Below are 24,938 nucleotides of genomic sequence, written 5' to 3' on the forward strand. Positions count from 1 at the left end.
TTCCCGACTGACGGTTGGGCATGCCCTGGGTCTCGGACCCGGCCTCGCCGCCCGTTGGAGCGCAGGGTTATACGCGCGGCCACGCCGCAACGCAAGGGGGAGCGATTGCGGGAGAGGTATGAGGGGACCCGGCGCCCCCTCTCCCCTACCGGTATTCCTTGAAGCGCTCCGTCGCCTGGACCAGGGCGGCGCGGATGCCCGGCTCCATGGCGGAATGGCCGGCGTCGGGCACCACGCGGTAATCGGCCTCCGGCCAGGCGCGGCGCAGCTCGTCGGCGCTGGTGATCGGGCAGACGATGTCGTAGCGGCCCTGGACGATCGCCCCCGGCAGATGCCGGATGCGGTGCACGTCGCGCAGCAGCCTGTCCTCCGGGGTGAAGCGGTTGGAACGGAAGTAATGCGCCTCGATGCGGGCGAGGCCCAGCGCGTGGGTGTCCTCTGCGCTCGTCGCGATCAGCTCCGGCGAGGGCAGCAGCGAGGAGCAGGAGCCCTCGTACAGGCTCCACACCCGCGCCGCCGCCATGCGGGTCGCGGGGTCGGGGGAATTGAGCCGCCGCCAGTAGGACTCCAGCAGGTCGCCGCGCTCCTCCGGCGGGATGTGGCCGGCGAAGGCGGCCCAGGCCTCCGGGAAGATCGTGCGCATGGAGTAGAGGAACCAGTCGATCTCCGTCTTCCGCATCAGGAAGATGCCGCGCAGGATCAGCCCCAGGCAGCGTTCCGGATGGGTCTGCCCGTAGGCAAGCGCCAGGGTCGATCCCCAGCTTCCGCCGAACAGCAGCCAGCGCTCGATCCCCAGATGGCGGCGCAGCCGTTCGGCGTCCTCCACCAGAAGCTCGGTCGTGTTGCGCCGGACCTCGCCCAGCGGTGTGGAGCGGCCCGCCCCACGCTGGTCCATCACGACGATGCGGTAATGGCCGGGGTCGAAGAAACGCCGGTGCGTCGGCGAGGCGCCCGCCCCCGGCCCCCCGTGCAGGAACAGCACCGGCACGCCGCGCGGGTTGCCCGACTGCTCCCAGTAGAGCGTGTGGATCTCGTCCACGGGCAGGAAGCCGGTCTGGTAGGGGTCGATGGGCGGGAAAAGCTCGCTGCGGGGCATGAAGAGGTCCTGTCAGTCCGGGCCGATTGGAAGCAAGTGTAGGACGCCCGTCCGTCGTCCGCCACAGGCTCACTCCTCCTCGTCGTCGGAAGGCTCCGGCGGCGGGAATGGATTGCGTCGTGCGGCGCGGACCGGCGGGCCGGGGCCATCCAGCCGCTCGTCGTCCAGCCGCTCGATCTGCTCGGGGTGGGTCGCCTCGATCAGCGGGCCGGCGCGCAGGCCCACCCAGCCGCGCACCCGGACGGTCCGGCCTTCGTAGGACAGCGGGTCGATGCCGGCGGCGACGAAGGCCGGGAAGGCGGCCCGCCCGATGTGCACCGTGACGTCGGTCCGCCAGTCCTCGCCGAAATCCAGATAGGCGTCGCCGCCCGCCTTGCTCACCCGCAGCACCCGCCCCTCGACGATCTGGAAGCTGTCGCGGTCCCGGCGCAGCGCGTCGGGGTCGGCGGGCCGCACCGCATAGGCGCGGGTCCGCCAGATGCCGCGCTCCGCCGCCCGCGCGCCGGCCTCCGCCGCCAGCATCTCGCGGGCCAGGGCGCGGGCGTCGGGCCGGGTGTGCACGCGGGCGAGGCCGCGCGCCAGCAGTTCGCCCTGGAGCCACAGCCCGTCGCCGCGTTCCACCTGCGCCAACAGGCGGCCGTGCCGGTCGGTCCGCGTCTCCCCCCGCACCGTCAGGCTTTGCCCGACGGCCAGCTCCGCCAGCGCCAGCCGCGCCGACTCGGCCAGCGGCCAGCTCTGGCCCGGCTCCGCCCCCATGGGCGGGGCGGCGGGCTCGATCCCGGCCAGACGCAGGCTGCGCCCGTCCTCCAGCAGCAGGGTGGCGCCGTCGGTCACCGCGGCGACGCGCAGCTCCGGCGGGCCGGCGGTGGTCGCCATCAGCAGCAGGGCGGACAGCGTCAGCGAAAGAATGCGGCGCGGCATGGCAGGCGATGGGAAGGAGCCGTGGAACAGGCGGAGCGGATGGGGAGTTTGATCTCTGCCAGCCCCCATCCGATATGACGACTCATGACGCCCGAACCGACGACCGAACGCAAGCCGTCTTCCCCGTCTCCGCTGCGCCGGATCGCCGCCGCGGGGCTGGCCGTCCTGCTGCTCACCTCGGCCTGTGCCCCGGCCAGCGCCCAGCTCCTCGGCGGCAGCGAGGAGTCGATCGGCGCGCAGGAGCATCCCAAGATCCTCGCCCAGTATGGCGGGGCCTACCCCGACCAGCGGCTGCAGGCCTACATCACCGGACTCGGCAACCGGCTGGCCGCCCAGACCGACCGTTCCGGCCCCTGGACCTTCACCGTGCTGGACAGCGACGTGGTCAACGCCTTCGCCCTGCCCGGCGGCTACGTCTACATCACCCGCGGCCTGCTGGCGCTCGCCAAGGACGAGGCGGAGGTGGCGAGCGTGCTGGGGCACGAGATCGGCCATGTCATCGCCCACCATGGCCAGGCGCGGCAGACCAACCAGACCATCGCGGGGCTGCTCGCCGCCGGCATCGGCCTCGTGCTGGGCAGCCCGGAGCTGGCGCAGATCGCCAACATCGGCGGCACCGCCCTGCTCGCCCGCTACTCCCGCGGCCAGGAGACGGAAGCCGACCGGCTGGGCATCGAGTACCTGCACCGCGCCGGCTACGACCCCTTCGCCATGGCGACCTTCCTGGAAACCATGCGCCGCGACACCCAGTATTCCGGCCTGCGCGCCGGCAAGGGGGCGGCGGAGGGCGGCTTCGACTTCTTCGCCACCCACCCGCAGACCGCGTCGCGCGTCGACGAGGCGGCGGCCATCGCCCGCGAGCTGCCCCGCGGGGCGCGGCCCGTCGATCCCTACATGGCGGCGATGGACGGGGTGATCTACGGCGACAGCCCGGAGAACGGCTTCGTCCGCGGCCGCAGCTTCGCCCACCCGGAGCTGGGCATCGCCTTCGACGTGCCGCAGGGCTACAGCCTGCTCAACGGGGCGCAGCAGGTGATCGCCAAGGGGCCGAACGGCGGGGCGATTGTCTTCGACGGCGGCAAGGCGCCGGGCGTGCGCGACCCCGCCGCCTACCTGACCGGCACCTGGGCGCAGGGGGCGCCGTTGCGGGACCTGCAATCCTTCACCGTCAACGGCATGCCGGCGGCCACCGCGCTGACCCAGGGCAAGACCGACGCCGGGGCGGTGGACGTCCGGCTGGTCGCCATCCGCGCCGACTCCGGCACGCTCTACCGCTTCACCTTCCTGGCCCCCGGCGGCGCGCTGTCGCGCTTCGACGCCGATTTCCGCCAGACCGCCACCAGCTTCCGCCGGCTGACCCAACAGGAGGCCGCGTCCTACCAGCCCCGGCGCATCCGCGTGCAGACCGCCCGGCCCGGCGACAGCGTCGAGAGCTTTGTCCGCCAGATGCCGCGGGAACCCTACGCGGAGGAGTTGTTCCGGATCATCAACGATCTTCCGCCGGGCGCGCCGATCCAGCCCGGACGTCCGGTGAAGATCATCACCGGCTGAGGAACGCCCGGTTGACGGCGCCCGGTTGACACGGGGGTGACCGTTGCGGGACGCGGCGCGATGGCCGATTGCCGATGGCCGCGTGCGTCCTGTAGGCTCCGCGCCATGGCTGACCACCCCCCCAAACGGCGTTTTCTGCAAACCGGCTTGCGCGCCGCCCGGCAGAAGGAAGCCGTGCGCAAAAAGGGTGGTCCGCGCCGTACGCGCCCGCCCGCGCTGGGCCGTCCGCGCCTGCGCCTGCCCATCGCGGCGGTGCTGGTGGCCGGCTTCGGGTCGCTGATGCTGCTGGCGGTGGCGAGCGTGCTGGTGCTCGGCCTCGTCAGCGCCAGCCGCAACACCTTCACGCTGCTGAACGACCGCGCCGACCTCGCTTTGTCGGGGGTGGAGGTGCGCATCCGCAACCAGCTCAACCCCGCGCGGGACATGGCCCGTTTCGTGGCCGGACTGATGGAGCGGGGGGAGCTGGACCCCGCCGATTCGCGCTCGCTCCAGGACACGCTGCGCGGCGCGCTGGCCGGGGCGCCGGACGTGACCGGCATCGCCTTCTTCCATCCCGACCGCACCGGCCTGCGCGCCGACCGGCTGGGCAACCAGCTCCACATCGGGCGGGAGGACCTGCGCCACGAGCCGGAGCTGGGACCGGAGCTGCGCAACGGCGCCGACCGCACCACCGCCGTCTGGGCCGACCCGCTGTGGTCGAAGGAGGCGGGGACCAGCTTCGTCACCCTGTTCCAGCCGGTGCGGCGCAACGGCGTCTACCTGGGGCAGGTGGTCGTCGGCGTGTCGCTGGGCGACCTGTCGCGCTTCCTGTCCACGCTCTATGTGGAGCAGGGGCTGAACGCCTTCGTCCTGTTCGACCGGCAGCATGTGCTGGCCCACCCGTCGCTGGCCGGCATGAAATTCGACTTCTCCACCAAGACCGACGGCCCGCCCCTGCCGCGCATCGACCAGGTGGCCGACCCGGCGCTGGCGGCGCTCTGGCAGACCGGCCAGCCGGTGGACGCCCTCAAGAAGCGGGTGGAGGGCCGGATCGTCAACGTGCTGGACGAGGATTACCTGTTCCTGATGCGCAGCATGGCCGGCTACGGCCAGCAGGACTGGACCATCGGCATCAGTTTCCGCGCCAACGAGGCCAGCGCCGAGGTCCGCCGCCTCTACACCACCGGCCTCGCCGGGCTGGGCATCCTGTTGATCTCGGTGGCGGTGGCGCTGATCGTCGGGCGGCGCATCAGCACCCAGGTGGCCCATCTGGCCGAAGCGGCCGACCATGTCCGGACCTTCGATTTCCGCGCGATCGACGAGCTTCCCGACTCGCGCCTGCGCGAGCTGGCCCGCGCCAACAGCGCCTTCAACGCCATGGTCGCCGGGCTGCGCTGGTTCGAGACCTATGTGCCGAAGGCCCTGGTGCTGCGGCTGATGCACCGCCGCGGCGGCCTGACCAGCTTCCAGTCGGAGGAGCGGGAGGTGACGGTGATGTTCACCGACATCCGCGGCTTCTCGCGCATGGCCGAGCATATGGGCGCCGCCGACACCGCCGCGCTGCTGAATGAGCATTTCACCCTGCTCGCCAACTGCATCGAGGCGGAGGGCGGCACGGTGGACAAGTTCATCGGCGACGCCATCATGGCCTTCTGGGGCGCGCCGGAGGAGCAGCCGGACCACGCCGCCCGCGCGCTGCGTGCCGCCCACGCCATCACCCGCGCCGTGCGCGAGGGCAACCGCCGCCGCGCGGCGGAGGGGCTGCCGGCGATCCGCGTGCGCATCGGCCTGCATTCCGGGCCGGTGGTGGTGGGCAACATCGGGTCGGCGAGCCGGATCAACTACACGATCGTCGGCGACACCGTGAACGTCGCCGCCCGCATCGAGGAGCTGGCCTCCGCCCTTCAGGGGGACGAGGAGGTGATCGTCCTGTCGAGCGCCGCCACCGCCTTCCAGGGCGACGGCGCCGCCCCGCTGGACTGCGTCGGCGCCCGCACGCTCCGCGGCCGCACCGGCACGACCGAGGTGTGGCGGGTGACTTTGGATGACGACGGCAGCGGAGATGGTGCGGGGGCGGTTCGGGAGGAAGAGAAGGCGTAGACGGGCTTTGGCCCAGCACAACTCGCCCCCACACCGACCCTCCCCCGCTGTCGCAGGGGAGAGGCGGTGTGGGGGCAAGCGGCTTCTACGCGTCCGCCAGCAGATCCCCGAACCCCTCGACCCGCTTCAGCATCGACTGGCGCAGCTTCAGCAGGGCGCGGTGTTCGAGCTGGCGCACACGCTCCTTGCTCACCCCCAACTCGCGGCCGAGCTGCTCCAGGGTCGCGCCCTCCTCGCGCAGGCGGCGCTCCTGGATGATCGTGCGCTCGCGCGGGCTGAGTTCGCCCAGCGCCTCGGCCAGCCATTGCGAGCGGGTGCGGCTGTCGCGCATGCCGATCACCACCTCCTCCGGCGAGGGGCGCTGGTCGGCCAGGAAGTCCTGCCAGTCCTCGTCGGAGCCGTCGGCCACCGGGGAGTTCAGCGACTGGTCGGAGGCGGACAGCCGCATCTCCATCGCCTCGACCTCGGTCACGTCGACCTGGAGTTCGCCGGCGATCCACTCCCGCCCTTCCTTGGTCAGGCTGTTGCCGGAGCCGTTGCCGCCCTGGCTGATGCTCTCGATGCGGGCGCGCAGGCGGCGCAGGTTGAAAAACAGCGATTTCTGCGCGGCCGTCGTGCCGGTGCGGACGATGGACCAGTTGCGCAGGATGTAGTCCTGCATGGCCGAGCGGATCCACCAGGCCGCGTAGGTGGAAAAGCGCACCTCGCGGTCCGGCTCGAACCGGCTGGCCGCCTGCATCAGCCCGACGTTGCCCTCCTGCACGAGGTCGCCCATGGGCAGGCCGTAGTTGCGAAAGCGCGCGGCGGTCGCCACCACCAGCCGGGTGTAGGCGCGGACCAGCTCGTGAAGGGCCCGTTCGTCACCGCCCTCGCGCCATTTGCGGGCCAGATCGAATTCGTGGTCGCGCGTCAGCAGAGGCTCACGCATGGAGGCCTTGATGAAACTCAGATTCGCGCGCTGAGTCTCGGGATCGTCGATGTAAGCCATACGTCCCTTCCTTCCCGTCTGGGCGGCCGCGTTTCAGGCTGCTCGTGCCCTGTGCTGCGGAGTCCGAAGGGACAGGCCCCCTCAGGTCCAATCATCCGTCGGTTCGCTGTGGCCGGTTCGCCACGGACCGCCGACGGTTGGGACAACAGCCGTTCCCCTCGCCCTGTTGCACGTCATACGCAGCACAAGACGTTTCGGATCATCCGCACCGGAAGGGATTCGGTGGCGGAGGCCGAAGGAATGGGTAGGACGGGTAGGAAAAAGGGAGATGGATCAGACCTGGAACAGGTCCAGGATCTCACCCGAAGGAGACAGGCATCCACAAACGAGGTGCCCACCCAACCCGCAATTGCCGTCCAGAGTGGCGATGCGGTCGGTCACCGCGACGCCCTTGCGGGCCGGGTCGTAGCCCCGAACGACGCGGGCGAAACCGCCGTAAGGCTCTGACATCTGGGCGAAACCGGGCGCCCCCCACCAGAAGGCGTCGCCCTGGTGGTTCAGCGGGCGGCGGGTGTCCACACCGGCGCTGACCAGCAGCACGCCGCCCTCTCCCCGTTCCGGGCCGGTGCAGTAGGCGGCCCGGCGCAGGGTGTTGAACACATTTTCGTGACCGGGCTGCGCGTGCATCGCCTGACGCAGCCCCTGGGTCCAGCGGCCGAGCGTCATGGTGCCGCCGCGGGCCGCCGCCATGCCCTGCTCCACCGTGCCGCCATAGGCGGCCAGCGTGGCCCCCGCGCCGTGGCGGGTCATCCAGTCGAGCACCTGCTGCGGGTCGGGCGCGAACTGGAGCTGGAGCAGCTTGTGCCACATCTCCTCCTGCGCGCCGCGCAGATAGACGATGTCGCCGGCCTCCATGCCGCGCCAGCTCAGCAGCCAGGTCCGGAAGGCCAGCAGCGCGTCCACCGTCTCCAGCACCCGCTCGCCCCAGCCGACCATGTTGCCGAGATAGACGAGCCGGTCGCCGGGCAGGAAGCGCGCCGCGATCACCTCGTGCACGGCGTGGAGATGGTCCGTCTGCGCGTGGATCGAGCCGACGGCCCAGATGCGCCGCGGGTTCCGGAGATCGATGAATTTCTGCGCTTCAGACATGCCGGAGATGCTCACCCCATCCAGCGGTCACGGGCCGGCCCAGAACAGGCCGGGGGCGGGAGTGTAGGCGCCGCGCGGACCCGGCGAAAGGCGAAAACATAAGACAAAGGCGCGGCCAAAGCGCCGCGCCTTCATCGTCAACATCACAGTCCCGAACCGGTTCCTGCCCCCGAAACGGGGAACGGACTCAAACCGGGATCAGGCGGCCTTCTTGAGGACCAGCTCCAGCCGCTCGGTGGCCTTGGTCTCGTCGATCTTCTCGACGGCGGCCAGCTCGCGGGCCAGACGCTCCAGGGCGGCCTGATAGATCTGGCGCTCGCTGTAGGACTGGTCGGACTGGTCGGCGCCGCGGTACAGGTCGCGCACGACCTCCGCGATGGCCACCGGGTCGCCCGAGTTGATCTTGGCCTCATACTCCTGGGCGCGGCGGCTCCACATCGTGCGGCGGACGCGCGAACGGCCCTGCAGCGTCTCCAGGGCGACCTTGATGCGGTCCTTCGTGCTGAGGCGGCGCAGGCCGGCAGCCTTGGCCTTGCCGACCGGAACCTTGAGCGTCATGCGCTCTTTTTCGAACGTGATCGCGTAGAGCTGAACATCCATGCCAGCGATGCTGTGGGTCTCGATTCCCTCGACCCGACCGACGCCATGGGCCGGGTAGACGACGAAGTCACCGGCCTCGAAGTCAAGCTTGTTCGACATTTGGGTTGGCTCTCACTTCTCGCGATCGCGCCATTTTGCCGCCCCGGTGGAGGGGGCGAAAAAGGCCCCGTGACAACGACACACCGTGGGGATGGGGTCCGCCACGCCGCGCACTGTTGCACTGAGCCCTTGGTCGATGGGAAATCCGGCAATGACGCTGAGGCCGGCTCCGGGCGCGTATTATAGCGATGTTACGGCCGGGTTACAAAGGCTACGCGCGGGCAGCCGTCCGGATTCTGACGTTGCCCGCCGATGGCCGACCTGTCGTTTTTGCATGGCGGCAAAAGAATGCCATGCGCCGCAATAGTCCCGACTCCGCTTAGCCGCCGGCCTTCGGAGAGAAGAACTTGTCGAACTTGCCGTCCACGCCCTTCATGGCGTCGGCGTCGGGCAGCGCGTCCTTCTTGCGGGTCAGGTTGGGCCACTGCGCCGCGTAGTCGCGGTTCAGCTCCATCCACTTCTCGGCGCGGCCGTCGGTGTCCGGCACGATGGCCTCGGCCGGGCATTCCGGCTCGCACACGCCGCAGTCGATGCACTCATCCGGGTGGATGACCAGCATGTTCTCGCCCTCGTAGAAGCAGTCCACGGGGCAGACCTCGACGCAATCGGTGTACTTGCACTTGATGCAGTCTTCCGTCACGACGTAGGGCATGATTCGTTCTCCGCTGTTCTCGCCAGTTCCGGCGGTGTTCACGCGCCGGGGTTCGAGTCGCTTCGATGGACGCTTCGACTGACGTGCTCGCGCGTGGGCGCGGTTGAGGTCATGAATGGACCATGGCCCGACCGCGGCGCTTGCCTAGCACGCCGCCCGAGACGGGATCAACCCCGCCGGTTGTGTGGGCGCAAGCGACGCAGCCCCACCCTCCCTGTTCCCCTCCGCGACCGCCTCCAGGAAGGTGCGCAGGGCCACCGTCTCCATGGAATCCACCCGCCGGACGAAACGGGTGGGCATGCGGGCCAGTTCCGGCGGCAGCGGGCGGGCGGTGAACAGGCCGCGCCAGGGCTCCCGCTCCACCACGACGCGGGGCAGCACGGTGACGCCCATGCCGGCGCCGACGCAGCCCAGGATGGCCTCCAGCGCCCCGAACTCCATCACCCGGTAAGGGACCCGCCCGGCTTCGCGCATCGCCGTCTCCGCCCGCGCGCGGTAGGCGCAGCCGCGCCGGAAGGCCAACAGGGTGTTCCGCCCGGACTCGCTGGTGATGCCGCTGGCCGGTTCGACCAGCACCAGCTCCTCCTCGAAGACGGGCTGGCTGACCAGTTCGGGATGCTCCACCGCCCCGGAGACGAAGGCGCCGTCGATGCGCCCGGCCAGCACCTCCCCCAGCATGGTTTCGGTGGGGCCGGGGACGATGGTCAGATCGACGTCGGGGTTTTCCGCGTGGAAGCGGGCGAGGATCGGCGGCAGCCGCACGGCGGCGGTGGTTTCCATGGTGCCCACGGACAGCCGCCCGCCCCGCCCCGCCGCGTCGGCCACCGCGTCGCGCGCCTGGGCGACGAGGCGCAGCACCCGGTCGGCGTAGTCGGCCAGCACCCGCCCGGCCGGCGTCGGGGCCATGCCGCGGCTGAGCCGCAGGAACAGCGGCACACCGAGATCCTCCTCCAGCCGCTTCAGCCGGGCCGTCACGTTGGATTGGACGCAGTTCAGCGTTTCCGCCGCGCGGCTGACGCTTCCGGTGTCCGCCACCGCCTTCACCACCCGCAGACCCGCGAGGTCCATCGCCACCCTCCCCGATCCCACTCGCCCCATCACTCTCAGTGAAGCATATCATCGAAACAAATCATTGGAAATGAAGGTTCCGCCGCGCGAGGATGGACGCACAAAAAACACGAGCCTGCGGGAGGGAGCCATGGTCCGGGTGCTGATCGGCGGCGTGCTGGTGCTGGTCATCTCCATGGGTGTGGGGCGCTTCGCCTTCACGCCGATCCTGCCGGCGATGCAGGCGGCCACCGGGCTGGGCGCCGACGCGGCGGGGCTGCTCGCCTCGCTGAACTATCTCGGCTATTTCCTGGGGGCGTTGGGCGCCGGTCTGGTGCCGCAGGGCGCGGCGCGCACCGCCGTCTTCCGCACCGCGCTGATCGCCAGCGTCACCTCCACCGCCGGCATGGGCTTCACCGAGGGCATGGCGGCCTGGGCGGTGCTGCGCTTCGTCTCCGGGCTGGCCAGCGCCGGCCTGTTCATCCTGGGCATCGCTATGACGCTGGACGCGCTGGCCCGCGCCGGGCGGGAGTCCTGGACCGGCTGGCTCTACACCGGCGTCGGCCTCGGCATCGCGTCGAGCGGCCTGTTCGTCGCCGTGATGGGCGACCGGCTCGGGTGGCGCGGCGACTGGCTGTGGCTGGGGCTGGCCTGCCTGGGCTTCGGCACGCTGTCCTGGCTGTGGGTGGGCGACCCGCCGCGCGAGCCTCGGCATGCCGCCGCCACGCAATCCTCCATCGGCCCCTCCACCCGCCCCTCCGCTCCCATGGTCCTGCTGACGCTGGCCTATTTCCTGGAGGGGGCCGGCTACATCGTCACCGGCACCTTCCTGGTCGCCATCCTGAAGACCATGCCGGAGACGGCGCCCCTCGGCGCCGCGGCCTGGATGGTCACCGGGCTGGCGGCCATGCCGTCCGGCATCCTCTGGGCGGCGGCGGGGCGGCGGCTCGGCCTCTGGCGGGCGCTGATCCTCGCCCATGTGGTGCAGGCGGTGGGCATCCTGCTGCCCATCACCGGCTCCCCGGCGGCCGCCTTGCTGTCGGCGGTGCTGTTCGGCGGGACCTTCGTCGGCATCGTCACCCTGTCCTTCACGCTGGGGCGGCACCTGTCGGGCGGGGCGTCGGCCCGCGTCATCGGGGCGCTGACCGCCGTCTACGGGCTGGGGCAGATCATCGGGCCGGTGCCGGCCGGGCTGGTGGTGGCGCGCACCGGCAGCTTCGATTTCGCCCTGCTGGGGGCCGCTGCCGCGGTGCTGGCCGGCGCGCTCCTCCTCGCCGCCGGGGCCTGGCTGGCCGGGCGCCGCGATCCCGCCGCGGTTGCCCTGGGCGCCGGGCGGGGGTAGCCTTCCCGTCATGTTCGATCCGCTGCACCCCGAGGACTCCCGCCGCCACGCTCCCGCGACGGAGCGCAACCGCGCCCCCATCCTGGAGGTGCTGCGCCGCGTCCTGCCGCCGCAAGGTCTGGTGCTGGAGGTGGCGAGCGGCACCGGCCAGCACGCCGCCGCCTTCGCCGCGGCGCTGCCCGGCGTGACGTGGCAGCCGAGCGACCCCGACCCCGGCCTGCGCGACAGCGTCCGCTCCTGGGCCGCCGCCGCGGCGCTGCCCAACCTGCGCGACCCGCTGGACCTCGACGCCGCCGCGCCTGACTGGCCGGTCGGCAGCGCCGACGCGGTGGTCTGCATCAACATGATCCACATCGCCCCGTGGGAAGCGGCGCTCGGCCTGTTCGCCGGGGCTTTCCGCCTTCTGCCGACGGGCGGGCCGCTGCTGCTCTACGGCCCCTTCACGCGCGGCGGGCGGCACAGCGCGCCGAGCAACGCCGCCTTCGACGCCGACCTGAAGGCCCGCAACCCCGCCTGGGGCGTGCGCGACCTCGACGCGGTGGAGCGCGCCGCCGCCGGCTTCGCCCTGGCCGAGGTCGTGGAGATGCCCGCCAACAACCTGACCGTCGTCCTCCGGCGCAACTGAACCCCCGCCCGATCCCCCATCCGGACCACCTCGCCCGAGGTGCGGTCTTCTGCCGCAGTTTTGCACCCGCGAGATTTGCTATTGTTTCTCCGCAGCGCTTAAGTTTGTAAACAAATTACAAATTGGGGGAAATGATGAAGCGGAAACTGGTTCCGGACGTGGTGAAGTCGCAGGAACTCATCCTGGTGACGGAGGACACCTCCGTCCTGACCGTGTCGAAGCTGATGGCGGAGAAGAACATCGGCGCCGTGCTGGTGGTGAATCACGGCGACCTCGTCGGCATCGTCACCGAGCGCGACCTGAACAACAAGGTGCTCTCCACCCAGATCGACGCCTTCGAGACCGAGGTGTCGGCGATCATGACCCGCAACCCGGACACCCTGCCGCCGGACGCGGACGCCATCGACGCGCTGACCCTGATGCAGTCCAAGCACTACCGCCACCTGCCCATCACCCAGGGCAAGCGCGCGGTCGGCATCGTCTCGATCCGCGACCTGTTCAAGCTCGCCTACGAGCATCTGGTGGAGGAGGTGGAGTTCCGCGACGGTCTGATGCGGACCTGATCCCCGGAAAGCGAACGGGCCGCCCCCGCGAAGGGGCGGCCCGTCGGAGGATCCGTTCGGGAAGGCCGGAGCGTCAGTGCGCTTCGGCCTTCTTCCGTTTGCGGCGGGCCGCGGCCATCAGGTTCAGCGCCTCGACCAGCGTCGAGAAGGCGATGGCGAAGTACAGGTAGCCCTTCGGGATGTGGAAGCCGAAGCCGTCGGCGATCAGCGCCACGCCGACCAGCAGCAGGAAGGACAGGGCCAGCATCTTCACGGTGACGTGGCGGTTCACGAAGTCGCCCACCGGGCGGGCGGCGAACAGCATCACCGCCATGGCGATGACGACGGCGGTGACCATCACCGGCAGGTCATTGGACATGCCGACCGCGGTGATCACGCTGTCCAGCGAGAAGACGATGTCGAGCACGATGATCTGCCCGACCACCGCGCCGAAGCTGGCGAGCTTGGGGGCGGCGCTGTCCTCCTCGTGGCCTTCCACGGTGTTGTGGATCTCGATGGTGCCCTTGGCGAGCAGGAACAGGCCGCCGCCGAGCAGGATCAGGTCGCGGCCGGAGAAGCCCATGCCGAACACGGTGACCAGCGGCTCCGTGAGGGTCGCCACCCAGGAGATGGAGGCGAGCAGCGCGAGCCGCATCAGGAGCGCCAGCGCCAGACCGAGCTGCCGCGCCTTCTGCTGCTGGTGGACCGGCAGCTTGGCCGCCATGATCGAAATGAAGATGATGTTGTCGATGCCGAGCACGATCTCCAACGCGGTGAGCGTCAGGAGGCTGGCCCAGACCTGCGGGTCGGAGAACAGTTCGAGCATGGGGGCGGCGGGCTCCAGAAAAGTCGGCCGTTGCGGGATTATTTTGCGCAGATGAGGTTGCGGCCCCCGAATGGCAATGGCCCCGCCCGCGCTTCCCCGCCGCTTTCCCAGGCTGTTCCGGCTTACTCCTCTCCGTACAGCTGGTCGAGCGCCCGGCGGTCGCGCTTGGTCGGACGCCCGGCGCCGGGCTCCCGCGGGGCCGGCGGCGCGCGGTAGGGGTCCTGGATCGCCTCCTCGCGCACCGGCGGGGCAAGGTCCTCGTAGAGGGCCTGCGCCTCCGGCGCCGGGCCGCGCCGGCTGCCGAGCGCGACCACCTTGATGACGCGGATGTGCCGCCCCTGGGCGAAGGTCAGCACGTCGCCGGGCTTCACCGCGTAATGCGCCTTGCCGATCACCGTGCCGGACACCCGCAAGCCGCCGCCGTTGCACAGCTTCGCCGCGAGGCTGCGCGTCTTGAAGAAGCGCGCGAACCACAGCCACTTGTCGATCCGCAGCCGGCCCGCCGGGGTGGAGTCGAGATTGTCGTTGTCATCGTCGAGGTCGGTCATGCGATGCCCCCACCCTTCCCACGGCTGACGCCGCGGGCCCCTTCCCTTCCCCGCTGGGCGGGGGAGGGAGTTTTCCACCACGCAAACGTCATCCCCTCCCCCGCCCAGCGGGGGAGGGTCAGGGTGGGGGCAAGTGTGTATCTCGTCATCACGTTCCCGAAAGCTGGCGCAGCTTGGCGAAGGGGTGGTCGGCGTTGACGGGGGCCTCGCGGCGGGGCTTGTGGCGCGGGTTGCGGCGGCGGCGCCAGGAGACCGCCCCATCCTCCGCCACGGAACGCGTGTAGCCAAGCCCCTTCATCACCGCCCCCAGCTCGTCCGGCTTGGCGCCGATCATCTGGGCCAGCGCCGGCTCGGCCACCGTCCGGCCTTCCTTGGCGGCGGTCAGCAGCTCGGTCTCCAGCCGGTCGAGCATGTCCACCCGCAGCGCCCGCGGCCCGGCCGCCGGGTAGCCGATGGCGTCCCAGAAGGCGGGCGGCGCGCCCGTCGCCTCCACCGAGACGCGGCCCGGCGGCGGAATCGGCACCGGCAAGGGCAGGCGGTGCTTCACCGCCCACAGCAGCCCGCGCAGCTCCACCGCCCCCGGCTTGGCCAGTGCGGTCAGGTAGAGGTGCGACACGCCGAGCCGCACCCCGTGGCGGGACAGCGCCTTGCGGTCGGCCCTCTCCAGCCCCTCCACCATCGGGGCGACCGGCGCGCGGGGCATCGCCCCCATGTTCTCGACGAGCTGGAAGGCCAGCCCCCGCGCCGCGCCTGTCAGATCGGCCGCATCGCGCAGCGCCAGCAGGGGGCGCAGCCGGGCGGCGACGCGGTCCTTCAGCCAGCGCTCCAGCCGGGCGCGCACGCGGTCGAGCTGCCCCTGGTCGAGCAGCCCCTCGTCGAAGGGCAGAACCGCGGGGGTCAGCACCGACGGGCCGGGGCCGAGCCGGGCCACCGGCAGCCCGTCCGCCGTCAGCACCCCGTCCGGCCCGAGCGCGAACACATCGTCCGGCTCCTGCTCGAAGGCGCGCAGGCGGGACGCCACCTCCTCGCGCAGCGCGCGGCGGGCGGCGGTCAGCAGGGACTTGGCCTCCTCCGACCGTTCCGGCGCGTCGGGGACGAAGCGGAAGCCCTCCAGCCGGCCCACCGGATGGCCTTCCACCACCACCTCGCCGTCGGCGCGCACGCCGCCGATCAGGTCCCGCCCGTCCTTCAGCGTGCGCACCAGCGTGGCCGAGCGGCGGTCGATGAAGCGCTGCGTCAGACGCTCGTGCAGGGCGTCGGACAGCTTGTCCTCGATGGCGCGGGTGCGCGCCTGCCAATGCACGGGATCGGTCAGCCAGGAGGGCCGGTTGGAGATGTAGGTCCAGGTGCGGATGTGGGCGATGCGGGCGACCAGCGCGTCGATGTCGCCCTCGGTGCGGTCGAGCCGGGCGATCTGCTTGGCCGCCCAGTCCTCGTCCAGCCGCCCGATGCCGGTGCGCAGCTGCCGGAAGATCTGCCCGAGCAGCCGGGTGTGGGCGTCCGACAGCACCTTGCGGAAGTCGGGGACCTGGCAGACCTCCCAGAGCAGGCGCACGTTGTCGCGGCCCTTGGCGAGGTCCATCACCTCATGGTCGCGGACCAGCGCCTGGAGCGCCAGATGGTCGTCGGCGTCGCGGGCGCGCAGCAGCTCCGGGATCGGCGGGCGCTCCTCCAGCGACTTCAGCAGGAAGCCCGGCGTGTCGAAGCGCAGCTTGCTGTTGCGCCACATCAGCGTCTTGATCGTCTCGAACTGGTGGTTCTCGACGCGGTCGACCACGTCGGCTTCCAGCTCCCCCACCTCGTCGGTGGTGCCGAAGGTGCCGTCGCGCATGTGCCGCCCGGCGCGCCCGGCGATCTGCGCCACCTCCGGCGCGCGCAGGCGGCGCGGGGCGAAGCCGTCGAACTTCACGATGCGGGCGAAGGCGACATGGTCGACGTCCATGTTCAGCCCCATGCCGATGGCGTCGGTCGCCACCAGATAGTCGACCTCGCCCGCCTGATAGAGCCCGACCTGGGCGTTGCGGGTGCGCGGGGACAGCGCCCCCAGCACCACCGCGGTGCCGCCGCGCTGGCGCCGGATCATCTCGGCCAGCGCGTAGACGTCGGTCGCCGAAAAGGCGACGACGCAGGAGCGCGGCGGCAGGCGCGTCAGCTTGCGGTAGCCGGCGTAGGTGAGCTGCGAGAAGCGCGGCCGGCTGATGAACTCGGCGCGCGGCACCAGCCGGCGGATCAGCGGCTGCACGGTGTCGGAACCGAGGAACATCGTCTCGACCAGCCCGCGCGCGTTGAGCAGCCGGTCGGTGAAGATGTGCCCGCGCTCCGGATCGGCGCAGAGCTGCACCTCGTCCACCGCCAGGAAGTCCACCGCCCGGTCGAGCGGCATGGATTCCACCGTGCACACCCAATAGGACGGGCTGGGCGGCAGGATCTTCTCCTCCCCCGTCACCAGGGCCACCGCGTTCCTGCCCTTGATCGACACGATGCGGTCGTAGTTCTCGCGGGCCAGCAGGCGCAGCGGAAAGCCGATCATCCCCGTCCGGTGGCCGAGCATGCGCTCGATGGCGAGATGGGTTTTCCCGGTGTTGGTCGGCCCCAGCACGGCGACCACCCGGCCACCCGCACCCAGACCGCCCCCGGACGAAGAAAGGACAGAGGTCATAAGCGTAAGTTTTGGGCCTGGGCACCGGCAATGCAAGCGTCAGGGCGGCCGTGCCATGCTGCAACGCCCATCCGGGACCGAACTCTTTCGGAAACGGTATAAAACCTCGGGCCGATGGACGGGCGCCGGTTATCCCGTCTACCCTGGCGCGCTCCACCCTAAGGGATTCCTCATGCGCCACACCCTGCGCCGTCTTCCCGCCCGTCCGTTCGCCGCCGCGCTGATGCTCGCAACCCTGGCGCTGCCGCCCGCCACCGCCCGCGCGGAGGCCCCCCCGGTGACTGAGGACGGGGCCAGGGCGCTGGCCGCCGCGCTGAAGGACGGGCTGGCCCGCTGGTTCCCTAAGAGCGAAGGCGACGAAACCGAGCTGCGCTGGACCGGCGAGCCGGTGGCGACCCCGGCCGGCGACCATTACGAGGTGGCGCTGCCCGCCCTGACCGCGGTGTCGGACGACGGCACCACCGCCGACATCGGCACCATCCGCCTGACGGTGACGCCGCAGGACGGCAACACCCACGCCGTCACCGCCACCCTGCCCGACCGCGTCGCCATCCTGGACAACGGCAAGCCGTCGGCCACCGTCAAGCTGGGCCGCCAGCGCATCAGCGCCCTGTGGTCCGGCACCTACGAGACGGCGCTGTCCATGGACGCGGAGCTTGGCGACCTGTCGGTGACCAGCGACCGCAAGGGCAAGAAGGGCAAGAAGGACGAGAGCGCCCTGACCGTCGGCGCCATCACCGTCGCCGGGGAGCTGAAACCGGACGGCACCGCCTCCGCCGGCACCCCGCTGTGGAGCGGCCCCGGCGCCCTGTCCGTCAGCAACCTGCGCTTCCTCGACGAGACGAAGAAGGAGGTCCTGAACCTCGGCGGCCTGACGATGGAGGGCACCTACACCCGCGTCGACCTCGCCCGCGCCGACGCCATGCAGCGGCTGACCCAGACCCACGCCCTGGCCGGCACCCAGCCCCCGGCGGCGGAGCTGATCCCGCTGATGCAGAACCTGATGGGCGGGGCCAGCGGGCGCGTCCGCCTGTCCGGCCTGACCGCCCTGAACCCGGAGGACGGCACCCGCCTCGCGCTGGGCCAGCTCGTCCTGCGCGGCAGCGCCGAGGACCTGGACAAGCCGATGGCCTCGACCAGCTTCGGGATCGAATCCAGCGGCCTGACGCTGGAGCCGGAGGTGGCGCCGAAGGCCTTCATGCCGGACAAGCTGGACATCCAGCTCAGCACCGCGAAGCTGCCGACCGCCTCGCTGTGGCGGGCCTTCGCCGACCTCGCCGCGCTGGCCGAGGCCCAGGCCGCCGCGGGTGAGGAGGACGAGGAAGAGGGCGAGGAGGAAGCCGCCCTGCCGGACGACGGGACCGACGAGGCCGCGATGACGGCCATCGGCAACCGGCTGATGGGTGCCATGGCGGAGGTCGGGACGGAGCTGCGCATCGACCGCTTCGTCGTCAACACCCCGGCGGCCTCCGGCACCATGACCGGCGCCATGCGCATGGCCGCCAACTCCGCCTTCGGCGCGGTGGGCAACAGCACCGTGCTGCTGCGCGGCCTGGACGCCGCCACCAAGGCGATGCAGCCCAAGCCGGGCAAGAAGGCCGACGAGAGCACCCAGAACGCGCTGGGGGTGATCGCCATGCTCCAGGCCTTCGGACAGGCGTCCAAGGACGACGCCGGCAACGACGTGCGCAGCTACAAGATCGACGTGACCGAGACCGGCCAGTTCCTGCTGAACGGGGCGGACATGAGCGCGCTGATGGGCATGGGCCAGCCGGCGCCGGAGCCGATCCAGGGCAAGAAGCCCTGAGCCTGCCGGAGTTCTTGCCCCCACCCTTCCCATGCTGCGCATGGGCCCTTCCCTCCCCCGCTTCGCAGGAGAGGGAATCCTAGTCCCCTCCCCCACCCAGCGGGGGAGGGTCAGGGTGGGGGCAATACTTCCCTCACCCCACCACTCCGGTTGCGAAACTCCAACGCAACGCCAGCCGATCGCTCTTGCATGGGGCGGCACGCTCGCACATATCTGCGCCGTCCTTCGGACCCACCAACAAGCCCATCGGCAAGCTCACCAACAAGCCCACCGCCAACAAGAACGATCAAGGATGACACCATGACCGAGGAACGGCTCAGCTTCCAGGCCGAGGTCAGCCGCCTGCTCGACATCGTCGCGCACTCGCTCTACAGCGAGAAGGAAGTCTTCCTGCGCGAGCTGGTCTCCAACGCCTCCGACGCCTGCGACCGGCTGCGCTACGCCGCGCTGACGCAGCCCGAACTGTCCGCCGACGACCCGAACCTGAAGGTCCGGCTGATCGTGGACAAGGAGGCGCGGACCCTCACCGTGGCCGACAACGGCATCGGCATGAACCGCGAGGATCTGGTCGAGAACCTCGGCACCATCGCGCGCTCCGGCACCGCCGCCTTCATGCGCAATCTGAAGGAGAACGCCAAGGACGGGGCGAAGGAGGGCGACGCCAAGAAGGACGTCAACCTGATCGGCCAGTTCGGCGTCGGCTTCTATTCCGCCTTCATGGTCGCCGACCGGGTGGAGGTGCTGACCCGCAAGGCCGGGGAGGCGCAGGGCTGGCGCTGGCTGTCGGACGGCAAGGGCGAGTTCACCATCTCCGACGTCGCCGACCTGCCGCGCGGCACGCAGATCAAGCTGCACCTGCGCGAAGGCGACGACGAGTATCTGGAGGAGCACCGCCTCTCCGCCATCGTCCGCAAATACTCCGACCACATCGCCATCCCGATCCTCTTCGGCGAGGGCGATGAGGCCAAGTCGCTGAACAGCGCGTCGGCCCTGTGGATGCGCTCCAAGAACGAGATCACGGCGGAGCAGTACACGGAGTTCTACCACCATGTCGGGCACGCCTTCGACGATCCGTGGCTGACCCTGCACTGGCGGGCCGAAGGCGCCATCGAATACACGAACCTGCTGTTCGTGCCGTCCTCCAAGCCGTTCGACCTGTTCGACCCCAAGCGCGCCCACCGGGTGAAGCTGTACGTCAAGCGCGTCTTCATCACCGATTCGGCGGAAGGGCTGCTGCCGCCCTACCTGCGCTTCCTGCGCGGCGTGGTGGACAGCGAGGATCTGCCGCTGAACATCAGCCGCGAGATGCTCCAGCACAACCCGATGCTGGCCAAGATCCGCGCCGGCATCACCCGCCGCGTCCTGTCGGAGCTGGGCAAGAAGGCCCGCGACACCGAGAAGGCGGAAGAATACGCGGCCTTCTGGGAGAATTTCGGCGCCGTCCTCAAGGAAGGCCTCTACGACGACTACGAGCACCGGGACGATCTGCTGAAGCTGATGCGCTTCCGCAGCACCGCCGGTGACGGTCTGGTCTCGCTGGAGGAGTATCTGGGCCGCATGAAGGAGGGCCAGGAGGCCATCTTCACCATCAGCGGCGACGACATCGAGACGCTGAAGCGCAGCCCGCAGCTCGAAGGCTTCAAGGCCAAGGGCGTCGAGGTGCTGTTGCTGACCGACCCGGTGGACGAGTTCTGGGTGCCGTCGGTCGGCAGCTTCCAGGACAAGCCCTTCAAGTCGGTGACCCGCGGCGGCGCCGACCTCGGCAAGATCCAGGGCGGCGATGAGAAGCCGGCCGAGGAGAAGGCGTCCGAGGGCGAGTTGACCGACCTGCTGGTCCTGCTGAAGCTGACGCTCCAGGACGTGGTGAAGGACGTCCGCCCGTCGGAGCGCCTGACCGACAGCGCCGTCTGCCTCGTCGCCGACGAGAACGACATGGACATGCATCTGGAGCGCCTGCTGAAGCAGCACAAGCAGCTCGGCATGGACGCCCCGGCGGCCAAGCGCATCCTGGAGGTCAACCCCGCCCATCCGCTGATCAAGCGCCTCGCCGAGCGCGCCAAGGCGAGTGGTGCGGCGACCTCGCTGGACGACGCGGCGTGGCTGCTGCTCGACCAGGCGCGCATCGTGGAAGGCGAGGCCCTGCCCGACCCCGCCGCCTTCGCCCGCCGTCTGGCGAGCGCGATGGAGAAGGGGCTGGCGTAACCCGCTCCCATTGCCCCCTCCCTAACCCTCCCCCGCTTCGCAGGGGAGGGGACCAAATCTCCCTCTCCCGCAAAGCGGGGGAGGGCCGGGGTGGGGGCAACGGTTTACCCGCCCACCCGCTCCGCCGGGAAGACCAGCGTCATGGTGGTGCCGCGGTCGGGGGCGGTGTCGATGTCCAGCCTCCCGCCGTGAAGCTCCACCAGCCGCTTGGTCAGGGGCAGGCCGAGGCCGGTGCCGATGTGGTTGCGGCCCAGCGCGCTGTCGATCTGGCCCCAGGGCTCCAGAGCCTTTTCCAGCTCGTCGGCGGTCATGCCGATGCCGGTGTCGTGCACCGACAGGCACAGCGCCCCGTCGGCCGCCACACGGCCGTTCAGGGTGACCACCCCGTCCGGCGGCGTGAACTTCACCGCGTTGGACAGCAGGTTCAGCAGCATCTGCCGCAGCTTGCGCTCGTCGGCGCGCAGCGGCGGCAGATCGGGCGGCAGGTCCGTCTCGATGCCGACCCCGGCCCGCCCGGCGCGGTCGGACAGCAGGCGGGCGCTGCCGACGGCGACCCGCGGCACGTCGACCAGCGATTCGGCCAGTTCCAGCCGCCCAGCCTCGGCCTTCGACAAATCGAGCAGGTCGTTGATGAGGTCCATCAGGTGGCGGCCGCTCTCCGCGATGTCGCGGGCGTAGTCGCGGTAGAGCGGGTTGGCGATCGGCCCCAGGACCTCCTGCTCCAGCAGCTCGGCGAAGCCCATCATAGCGTTCAGCGGGGTGCGGATCTCATGGCTCATGCAGGCGAAGAAGGCGGTCTTGGCCCGGTTGGCGCGCTCCGCGACGCGGCGCGCCTCGTCGAGCTGGCGGGTCCGCTCGATGATCTGCTCGTCCGTCCGTGCCAGCAGGGCCACCCCCGACCCGATGCCGAGGTACCGCCCGTTCTCCAACACGACGAAGCCGGACGCCAGCGCGCCGGGCTTGTCCTGAATGATCCGCCGCGCGACCTCGCAGAGCGGAAGGTCGGCGTCGGCCAGCAGCGGGTTCGGGTCCATCGCCGTCCGTGCCGGAGCCTCCGGATCGGCAATCCCCGCCAGCGCTAGGCGGTCCACCAGCCCCAGAACACGCCCGTCCTCCGCCGTCACGGCGAGTGCCGGCAGGTCGGGCTGGGCGGCCAGCCGGTCCCGCAGGGTGCGGCAGGGTGCGTCCGGCCCGACCGGGGGCTCACGGACGGCCAGCAGGGCCGCGACCAGATCGGGAGCGGCCTCCGTTTCCGGCGTGCCGCTGGGGACGGGACTGGTCGGATCGGGATCGAGCACGGGGTGACACAGCCTCGTCTGTCGGATGGGACGGTCGGTCCGGTGCCGAAACGGCCCCGGACCCTCCATTCTGCCAGACGTTCGTTTGCAATTGGTTGCCGCGTCAAACGGTCCCGGACACCGGCGCCGGATTTTGCGGAGCCCCGCCGGCACCCTTTCCGCCGGTCGCCGTGACCTGCACGTCCACCGTCATGCCCAGGAAATCCGCCGGAGCCCCGGTCCAGGAACCGCCGAGCGGCACCGCCTGCGACGGGTCGCGGGCGACGGCGACGCGGATCAGGTTCTTGCCGCCGATGATGCCGTTGGTCGGGTCGAACTCCACCCAGCCGCAGCCCGGCAGGTAGATCTCCACCCAGGCGTGGGTCGCCCCGCCGCCGGTCATCGCCCCCTCCTGCCCGTCGCGGGCGGGATCGTAGAGGTAGCCCGACACGAAGCGCGCCGCGAAGCCCAGCGAGCGCACCGCCTCCATCATCAGAAGCGCGAAGTCGCGGCAGGAGCCGCTCCTGGACGTGAGGGTGTCCACCGGGCTCTGGGTGCCTTCCAGGTCGCGCGCCTGATAGGTGAAGGTCTCCTTGATGGCCCGGGTCATCGACACCAGCATGTCCTGCGTGTCGGGCGGCCCGCCCTCGCCCAGCGTCACGAACTGCCGGGCCCATTCGTCCACCAGATGGTCGGGGTCCGGATAATGCCGCTGGGTGGTCAGGGCGAGATCCGGCACCTCCTCCGCGGAGTAACTGAAGGGGTAGGAACGCGCGTAGTCCTCGATCGGAAATTCCAGCTCGCCCATCGGGTAGTGATCGACCCGGATGTGGCTTTCGAAGCGCAGCTCCGTCGCCGGCTGGTCGAAGCTCGCCACCGCGATGGAGTTGCCGAAGACATCGTGGAGCCAGCGGACGGAGGCTGGCGGCGGGCTGATCACCAGCCCCGTCTCGATCAACCGCAGATCGTGGCTGTCGCGGGGGCGGAACATCAGGCGATGGTCGCCGAAGGTCACCGGGTTGGCGTAGCGGTAGGTGGTGGTGTGGTGGATGTCCAGGGTCATCATGGCGCGCGCCCTTTCCGTAAGCCGACACCAAACGTCGGCGTTTGTGAATGGTTCCGAATCACAGTATGGTGCTCGGACTTTTGGGTGGCCGTGCCGGGGAGGGACGGCGGCCAACGCGCGGCCAAGGCCACATGTGCCAAGCCATACGGGCCGGGTTGCGCGCGCCAATGAGACGACAACAAGGGGACTTCCATGCCTTCGCGCCTCGAACAGCTCTGCATCGAGAAAGGGCTGAAGATGACCGACCAGCGCCGCGTGATCTCGCGCGTGCTGTCGGAGGCCGCCGACCACCCCGACGTGGAGGAGGTTCACCGCCGGGCGTCCACCATCGACCCGCGCATCTCCATCGCCACCGTCTACCGCACGATGCGCCTGTTCGAGGACGCGAACGTCATCGACCGGCTGGACTTCGGCGACGGCCGCGCCCGCTACGAGGAAGCCGGGTCGGAGCACCATCACCACCTCATCGATCTCGAATCCGGAAAGGTGGTGGAGTTCCAAAATGAAGATCTCGAACGGCTGAAGGAAGTCATAGCGCGCGAACTGGGCTATGAACTGCTCGGCCATAGGCTTGAATTGTATGGTGTTCCGCTGAGCCGCCGCACCACCACGTCGGAGGGGGAGTAACGCCCGGCCGTGCCCGTTGCTGAGTCCTTTGGGACTCGCCGGGCACCATCCGGACGATAATCCCATCAATTGCGGGTTGCGCCGGGCGCGGGTCTGTCCAGAGGCGGTGCGTGGTCCTAGCTTCAGGAACGCACACGAATCATCGACGGACCAACCGCCGCCATGGACGACACGAACAACGACCCGGTTCTCGCCCGCCTCGACCGGCTGACCGACAGCGTCACCCGCCGTCTGGACAAGCTGGAGGAACGCCTGCGCATCCTGGAGCAGGACAATGGCGAGATCATCAACCTCCTGATCGCCGTCAAGGCCGGGCTGGAGGAATGCGCCGGAGAAATCGCCATGGGCGAGATGCTCATCGACACGGACGACGCGGACGATTCCCCCAGCCCGTCGCTGCACTAAAGATGCCGCGGACAACACTCCGCAACGCATTTGACTTGTGACGCGGCGAGTTCCGCCGGATAAGGGCGCATGCAGACCAGCGCCGCTCCCGTTTTCGACGCCATCGCCTCCGGTCCCTCCACCGGTGGTCCCACGACACATGGCGTCGGCCCACTGGCCTCCATCGCTCCGGGGGTGGCCTTCTTCGACTTCGACGGGACGCTGATCCACGGCGACAGCCTGCTGATGTTCATCGGCGAGGTCATCGGGCGCAACCGCGCCCGGCTGGCCTTTCTGGACGCCCTGCGGTCCGGCCTGCACCGCCACGCACGCGGGCGCGGGCCGGGGGTGGATTTTCCGGGATCGGTCAAGACCATCCTGCTGCGCCGGACGCTGCGCGGCGTTCCGGTGGCCGACGCGCTGGCCGCCGCGGAACGGCTGGTCCACCGCATCCGCTGGCACGCCCCGCTGGTCGAGACCCTGAAGATGCACCGGCGCGAGGGGCGCCGCGTGGTCGTCGCCACCGGGGCGCTCGACATCTACATGCCGGCCCTGCTGCGCGGGCTGGGCGTCGACGACCTGCTCGCCACGGGGATGGAGGTGGAGGACGGCGCCCTGACCGGGCGGCTGTGCACCGGCAACTGCGTGCGGCTGGACAAGCTGGAACGGGTGCGCGGCTGGATCGCCGCCAACGGCCCCTTCGGCGAGACCTGGGGCTACGGCAACCGGCCCAGCGACCTGCCGATGCTGTCCATCGTCGACCGTCCCACCGTGGTCAAGATCCGCTGACGCCAAGTTCTGCTGACGCCAAGTTCCGCTGACCGGACGGCGCGTGCTGCCCAGGGGGATTTGCAACCGGCATCAGCGTGGCGTAGAAATCCCCCGAGGTTCAGGGAATCCCGTGGTGATCC

At 70.3% G+C, this 24,938-nt stretch carries 22 protein-coding genes; 10 read left to right on the forward strand and 12 right to left on the reverse strand.

Features of this window, described 5'->3' with window-relative positions; genetic code table 11:
* Positions 1–145: 145 nt before the first annotated feature.
* Both pip and FHW79_RS02180 read right to left on the reverse strand, forming a co-directional pair.
* Positions 146–1,096, reverse strand: a complete 951-nt coding sequence (pip, locus tag FHW79_RS02175) for a prolyl aminopeptidase (protein ID WP_183177447.1) — start codon at positions 1,094–1,096, stop codon at positions 146–148.
* Positions 1,097–1,165: 69 nt separating this feature from the next.
* Positions 1,166–2,017: a thermonuclease family protein gene (locus FHW79_RS02180; protein ID WP_183177448.1), complete on the reverse strand. Its 852-nt coding sequence runs from the start codon at positions 2,015–2,017 to the stop codon at positions 1,166–1,168.
* An 84-nt stretch (positions 2,018–2,101) separates the two neighbouring features.
* Here FHW79_RS02180 and FHW79_RS02185 point away from each other — a divergent pair, with 84 nt between their 5' ends.
* Together FHW79_RS02185 and FHW79_RS02190 are read left to right on the forward strand one after the other, a co-directional pair.
* Positions 2,102–3,568, forward strand: a complete 1,467-nt coding sequence (locus FHW79_RS02185) for a M48 family metalloprotease (protein ID WP_247884123.1) — start codon at positions 2,102–2,104, stop codon at positions 3,566–3,568.
* A 105-nt stretch (positions 3,569–3,673) separates the two neighbouring features.
* The gene (locus tag FHW79_RS02190) at positions 3,674–5,647 is read left to right on the forward strand and encodes an adenylate/guanylate cyclase domain-containing protein (protein ID WP_183177449.1); all 1,974 of its coding nucleotides are present in this window, start codon (positions 3,674–3,676) and stop codon (positions 5,645–5,647) included.
* A gap of 85 nt (positions 5,648–5,732) precedes the next feature.
* Here the strand turns inward: FHW79_RS02190 and FHW79_RS02195 are convergent, their stop codons facing one another.
* The 5 genes from FHW79_RS02195 to FHW79_RS02215 form a co-directional block, all read right to left on the reverse strand.
* Positions 5,733–6,635 carry an RNA polymerase factor sigma-32 gene (locus FHW79_RS02195; RefSeq protein ID WP_183177450.1) on the reverse strand — a complete coding sequence of 301 codons (903 nt, stop codon included), beginning with the start codon at positions 6,633–6,635 and terminating at the stop codon, positions 5,733–5,735.
* A gap of 273 nt (positions 6,636–6,908) precedes the next feature.
* On the reverse strand, positions 6,909–7,724 hold the full coding sequence (locus FHW79_RS02200) for a hypothetical protein (RefSeq protein ID WP_183177451.1): 816 nt from the start codon (positions 7,722–7,724) through the stop codon (positions 6,909–6,911).
* 198 nt (positions 7,725–7,922) lie between these two features.
* Positions 7,923–8,423 carry a CarD family transcriptional regulator gene (locus FHW79_RS02205; RefSeq protein WP_014238739.1) on the reverse strand — a complete coding sequence of 167 codons (501 nt, stop codon included), beginning with the start codon at positions 8,421–8,423 and terminating at the stop codon, positions 7,923–7,925.
* 319 nt (positions 8,424–8,742) lie between these two features.
* Positions 8,743–9,075 (reverse strand): ferredoxin FdxA, encoded by a 333-nt coding sequence (gene fdxA, locus FHW79_RS02210; RefSeq protein WP_014238741.1) that lies wholly within the window; start codon positions 9,073–9,075, stop codon positions 8,743–8,745.
* 144 nt (positions 9,076–9,219) lie between these two features.
* Positions 9,220–10,143 carry a LysR family transcriptional regulator gene (locus FHW79_RS02215; protein ID WP_183177452.1) on the reverse strand — a complete coding sequence of 308 codons (924 nt, stop codon included), beginning with the start codon at positions 10,141–10,143 and terminating at the stop codon, positions 9,220–9,222.
* Between the two features lie 130 nt (positions 10,144–10,273).
* On the opposite strand from FHW79_RS02215, the gene FHW79_RS02220 reads away from it, so the two are divergent.
* The 3 genes from FHW79_RS02220 (at position 10,274) to FHW79_RS02230 (ending at position 12,652) form a co-directional block, all read left to right on the forward strand.
* Positions 10,274–11,464 (forward strand): YbfB/YjiJ family MFS transporter, encoded by a 1,191-nt coding sequence (locus tag FHW79_RS02220; RefSeq protein ID WP_183177453.1) that lies wholly within the window; start codon positions 10,274–10,276, stop codon positions 11,462–11,464.
* A gap of 10 nt (positions 11,465–11,474) precedes the next feature.
* On the forward strand, positions 11,475–12,089 hold the full coding sequence (locus FHW79_RS02225) for a DUF938 domain-containing protein (protein ID WP_183177454.1): 615 nt from the start codon (positions 11,475–11,477) through the stop codon (positions 12,087–12,089).
* A gap of 134 nt (positions 12,090–12,223) precedes the next feature.
* Positions 12,224–12,652: a CBS domain-containing protein gene (locus FHW79_RS02230; RefSeq protein WP_109072662.1), complete on the forward strand. Its 429-nt coding sequence runs from the start codon at positions 12,224–12,226 to the stop codon at positions 12,650–12,652.
* Positions 12,653–12,725: 73 nt separating this feature from the next.
* On the opposite strand, the gene FHW79_RS02235 is transcribed toward FHW79_RS02230, so the two are convergent.
* The 3 genes from FHW79_RS02235 to FHW79_RS02245 all read right to left on the reverse strand — a co-directional run bounded on the left by FHW79_RS02235 (position 12,726) and on the right by FHW79_RS02245 (position 16,664).
* On the reverse strand, positions 12,726–13,457 hold the full coding sequence (locus FHW79_RS02235) for a TerC family protein (RefSeq protein ID WP_183177455.1): 732 nt from the start codon (positions 13,455–13,457) through the stop codon (positions 12,726–12,728).
* 122 nt (positions 13,458–13,579) lie between these two features.
* The gene (locus FHW79_RS02240; protein WP_183177456.1) at positions 13,580–14,005 is read right to left on the reverse strand and encodes an RNA-binding S4 domain-containing protein; all 426 of its coding nucleotides are present in this window, start codon (positions 14,003–14,005) and stop codon (positions 13,580–13,582) included.
* Between the two features lie 148 nt (positions 14,006–14,153).
* Positions 14,154–16,664 (reverse strand): helicase-related protein, encoded by a 2,511-nt coding sequence (locus FHW79_RS02245; RefSeq protein WP_183177457.1) that lies wholly within the window; start codon positions 16,662–16,664, stop codon positions 14,154–14,156.
* Positions 16,665–16,836: 172 nt separating this feature from the next.
* Between FHW79_RS02245 and FHW79_RS02250 the strand changes: the two genes are divergently transcribed.
* Together FHW79_RS02250 and htpG are read left to right on the forward strand one after the other, a co-directional pair.
* On the forward strand, positions 16,837–18,471 hold the full coding sequence (locus tag FHW79_RS02250) for a hypothetical protein (RefSeq protein ID WP_183177458.1): 1,635 nt from the start codon (positions 16,837–16,839) through the stop codon (positions 18,469–18,471).
* A 300-nt stretch (positions 18,472–18,771) separates the two neighbouring features.
* Positions 18,772–20,673, forward strand: a complete 1,902-nt coding sequence (htpG, locus tag FHW79_RS02255) for a molecular chaperone HtpG (protein ID WP_183177459.1) — start codon at positions 18,772–18,774, stop codon at positions 20,671–20,673.
* A 104-nt stretch (positions 20,674–20,777) separates the two neighbouring features.
* Here the strand turns inward: htpG and FHW79_RS32475 are convergent, their stop codons facing one another.
* Positions 20,778–21,971 (reverse strand): ATP-binding protein, encoded by a 1,194-nt coding sequence (locus FHW79_RS32475; RefSeq protein ID WP_183177460.1) that lies wholly within the window; start codon positions 21,969–21,971, stop codon positions 20,778–20,780.
* 103 nt (positions 21,972–22,074) lie between these two features.
* Positions 22,075–23,016 (reverse strand): transglutaminase family protein, encoded by a 942-nt coding sequence (locus FHW79_RS02265; RefSeq protein WP_183177461.1) that lies wholly within the window; start codon positions 23,014–23,016, stop codon positions 22,075–22,077.
* Positions 23,017–23,208: 192 nt separating this feature from the next.
* On the opposite strand from FHW79_RS02265, the gene FHW79_RS02270 reads away from it, so the two are divergent.
* From FHW79_RS02270 to FHW79_RS02280, 3 genes are all read left to right on the forward strand, one after another.
* Positions 23,209–23,643, forward strand: a complete 435-nt coding sequence (locus tag FHW79_RS02270) for a Fur family transcriptional regulator (protein ID WP_038525613.1) — start codon at positions 23,209–23,211, stop codon at positions 23,641–23,643.
* A 162-nt stretch (positions 23,644–23,805) separates the two neighbouring features.
* On the forward strand, positions 23,806–24,048 hold the full coding sequence (locus FHW79_RS02275; RefSeq protein WP_145675830.1) for a hypothetical protein: 243 nt from the start codon (positions 23,806–23,808) through the stop codon (positions 24,046–24,048).
* Between the two features lie 69 nt (positions 24,049–24,117).
* Positions 24,118–24,816 carry an HAD family hydrolase gene (locus tag FHW79_RS02280; RefSeq protein ID WP_183177462.1) on the forward strand — a complete coding sequence of 233 codons (699 nt, stop codon included), beginning with the start codon at positions 24,118–24,120 and terminating at the stop codon, positions 24,814–24,816.
* The last annotated feature ends 122 nt before the right edge of the window (positions 24,817–24,938 follow it).

It is taken from the genome of Azospirillum sp. OGB3 (genome assembly GCF_014192915.1).
GTDB lineage: Bacteria > Pseudomonadota > Alphaproteobacteria > Azospirillales > Azospirillaceae > Azospirillum.

Bases quoted from the DNA above. Each gene is read 5' to 3' on its own strand.
- pip (WP_183177447.1), bottom strand. From the start codon at position 1,096: ATGCCCCGCAGCGAGCTTTTCCCGCCCATCGACCCCTACCAGACCGGC.
- FHW79_RS02180 (WP_183177448.1), bottom strand. From the start codon at position 2,017: ATGCCGCGCCGCATTCTTTCGCTGACGCTGTCCGCCCTGCTGCTGATG.
- FHW79_RS02185 (WP_247884123.1), top strand. From the start codon at position 2,102: ATGACGCCCGAACCGACGACCGAACGCAAGCCGTCTTCCCCGTCTCCG.
- FHW79_RS02190 (WP_183177449.1), top strand. From the start codon at position 3,674: ATGGCTGACCACCCCCCCAAACGGCGTTTTCTGCAAACCGGCTTGCGC.
- FHW79_RS02195 (WP_183177450.1), bottom strand. From the start codon at position 6,635: ATGGCTTACATCGACGATCCCGAGACTCAGCGCGCGAATCTGAGTTTC.
- FHW79_RS02200 (WP_183177451.1), bottom strand. From the start codon at position 7,724: ATGTCTGAAGCGCAGAAATTCATCGATCTCCGGAACCCGCGGCGCATC.
- FHW79_RS02205 (WP_014238739.1), bottom strand. From the start codon at position 8,423: ATGTCGAACAAGCTTGACTTCGAGGCCGGTGACTTCGTCGTCTACCCG.
- fdxA (WP_014238741.1), bottom strand. From the start codon at position 9,075: ATGCCCTACGTCGTGACGGAAGACTGCATCAAGTGCAAGTACACCGAT.
- FHW79_RS02215 (WP_183177452.1), bottom strand. From the start codon at position 10,143: ATGGACCTCGCGGGTCTGCGGGTGGTGAAGGCGGTGGCGGACACCGGA.
- FHW79_RS02220 (WP_183177453.1), top strand. From the start codon at position 10,274: ATGGTCCGGGTGCTGATCGGCGGCGTGCTGGTGCTGGTCATCTCCATG.
- FHW79_RS02225 (WP_183177454.1), top strand. From the start codon at position 11,475: ATGTTCGATCCGCTGCACCCCGAGGACTCCCGCCGCCACGCTCCCGCG.
- FHW79_RS02230 (WP_109072662.1), top strand. From the start codon at position 12,224: ATGAAGCGGAAACTGGTTCCGGACGTGGTGAAGTCGCAGGAACTCATC.
- FHW79_RS02235 (WP_183177455.1), bottom strand. From the start codon at position 13,457: ATGCTCGAACTGTTCTCCGACCCGCAGGTCTGGGCCAGCCTCCTGACG.
- FHW79_RS02240 (WP_183177456.1), bottom strand. From the start codon at position 14,005: ATGACCGACCTCGACGATGACAACGACAATCTCGACTCCACCCCGGCG.
- FHW79_RS02245 (WP_183177457.1), bottom strand. From the start codon at position 16,664: ATGACCTCTGTCCTTTCTTCGTCCGGGGGCGGTCTGGGTGCGGGTGGC.
- FHW79_RS02250 (WP_183177458.1), top strand. From the start codon at position 16,837: ATGCGCCACACCCTGCGCCGTCTTCCCGCCCGTCCGTTCGCCGCCGCG.
- htpG (WP_183177459.1), top strand. From the start codon at position 18,772: ATGACCGAGGAACGGCTCAGCTTCCAGGCCGAGGTCAGCCGCCTGCTC.
- FHW79_RS02265 (WP_183177461.1), bottom strand. From the start codon at position 23,016: ATGATGACCCTGGACATCCACCACACCACCACCTACCGCTACGCCAAC.
- FHW79_RS02270 (WP_038525613.1), top strand. From the start codon at position 23,209: ATGCCTTCGCGCCTCGAACAGCTCTGCATCGAGAAAGGGCTGAAGATG.
- FHW79_RS02275 (WP_145675830.1), top strand. From the start codon at position 23,806: ATGGACGACACGAACAACGACCCGGTTCTCGCCCGCCTCGACCGGCTG.
- FHW79_RS02280 (WP_183177462.1), top strand. From the start codon at position 24,118: ATGCAGACCAGCGCCGCTCCCGTTTTCGACGCCATCGCCTCCGGTCCC.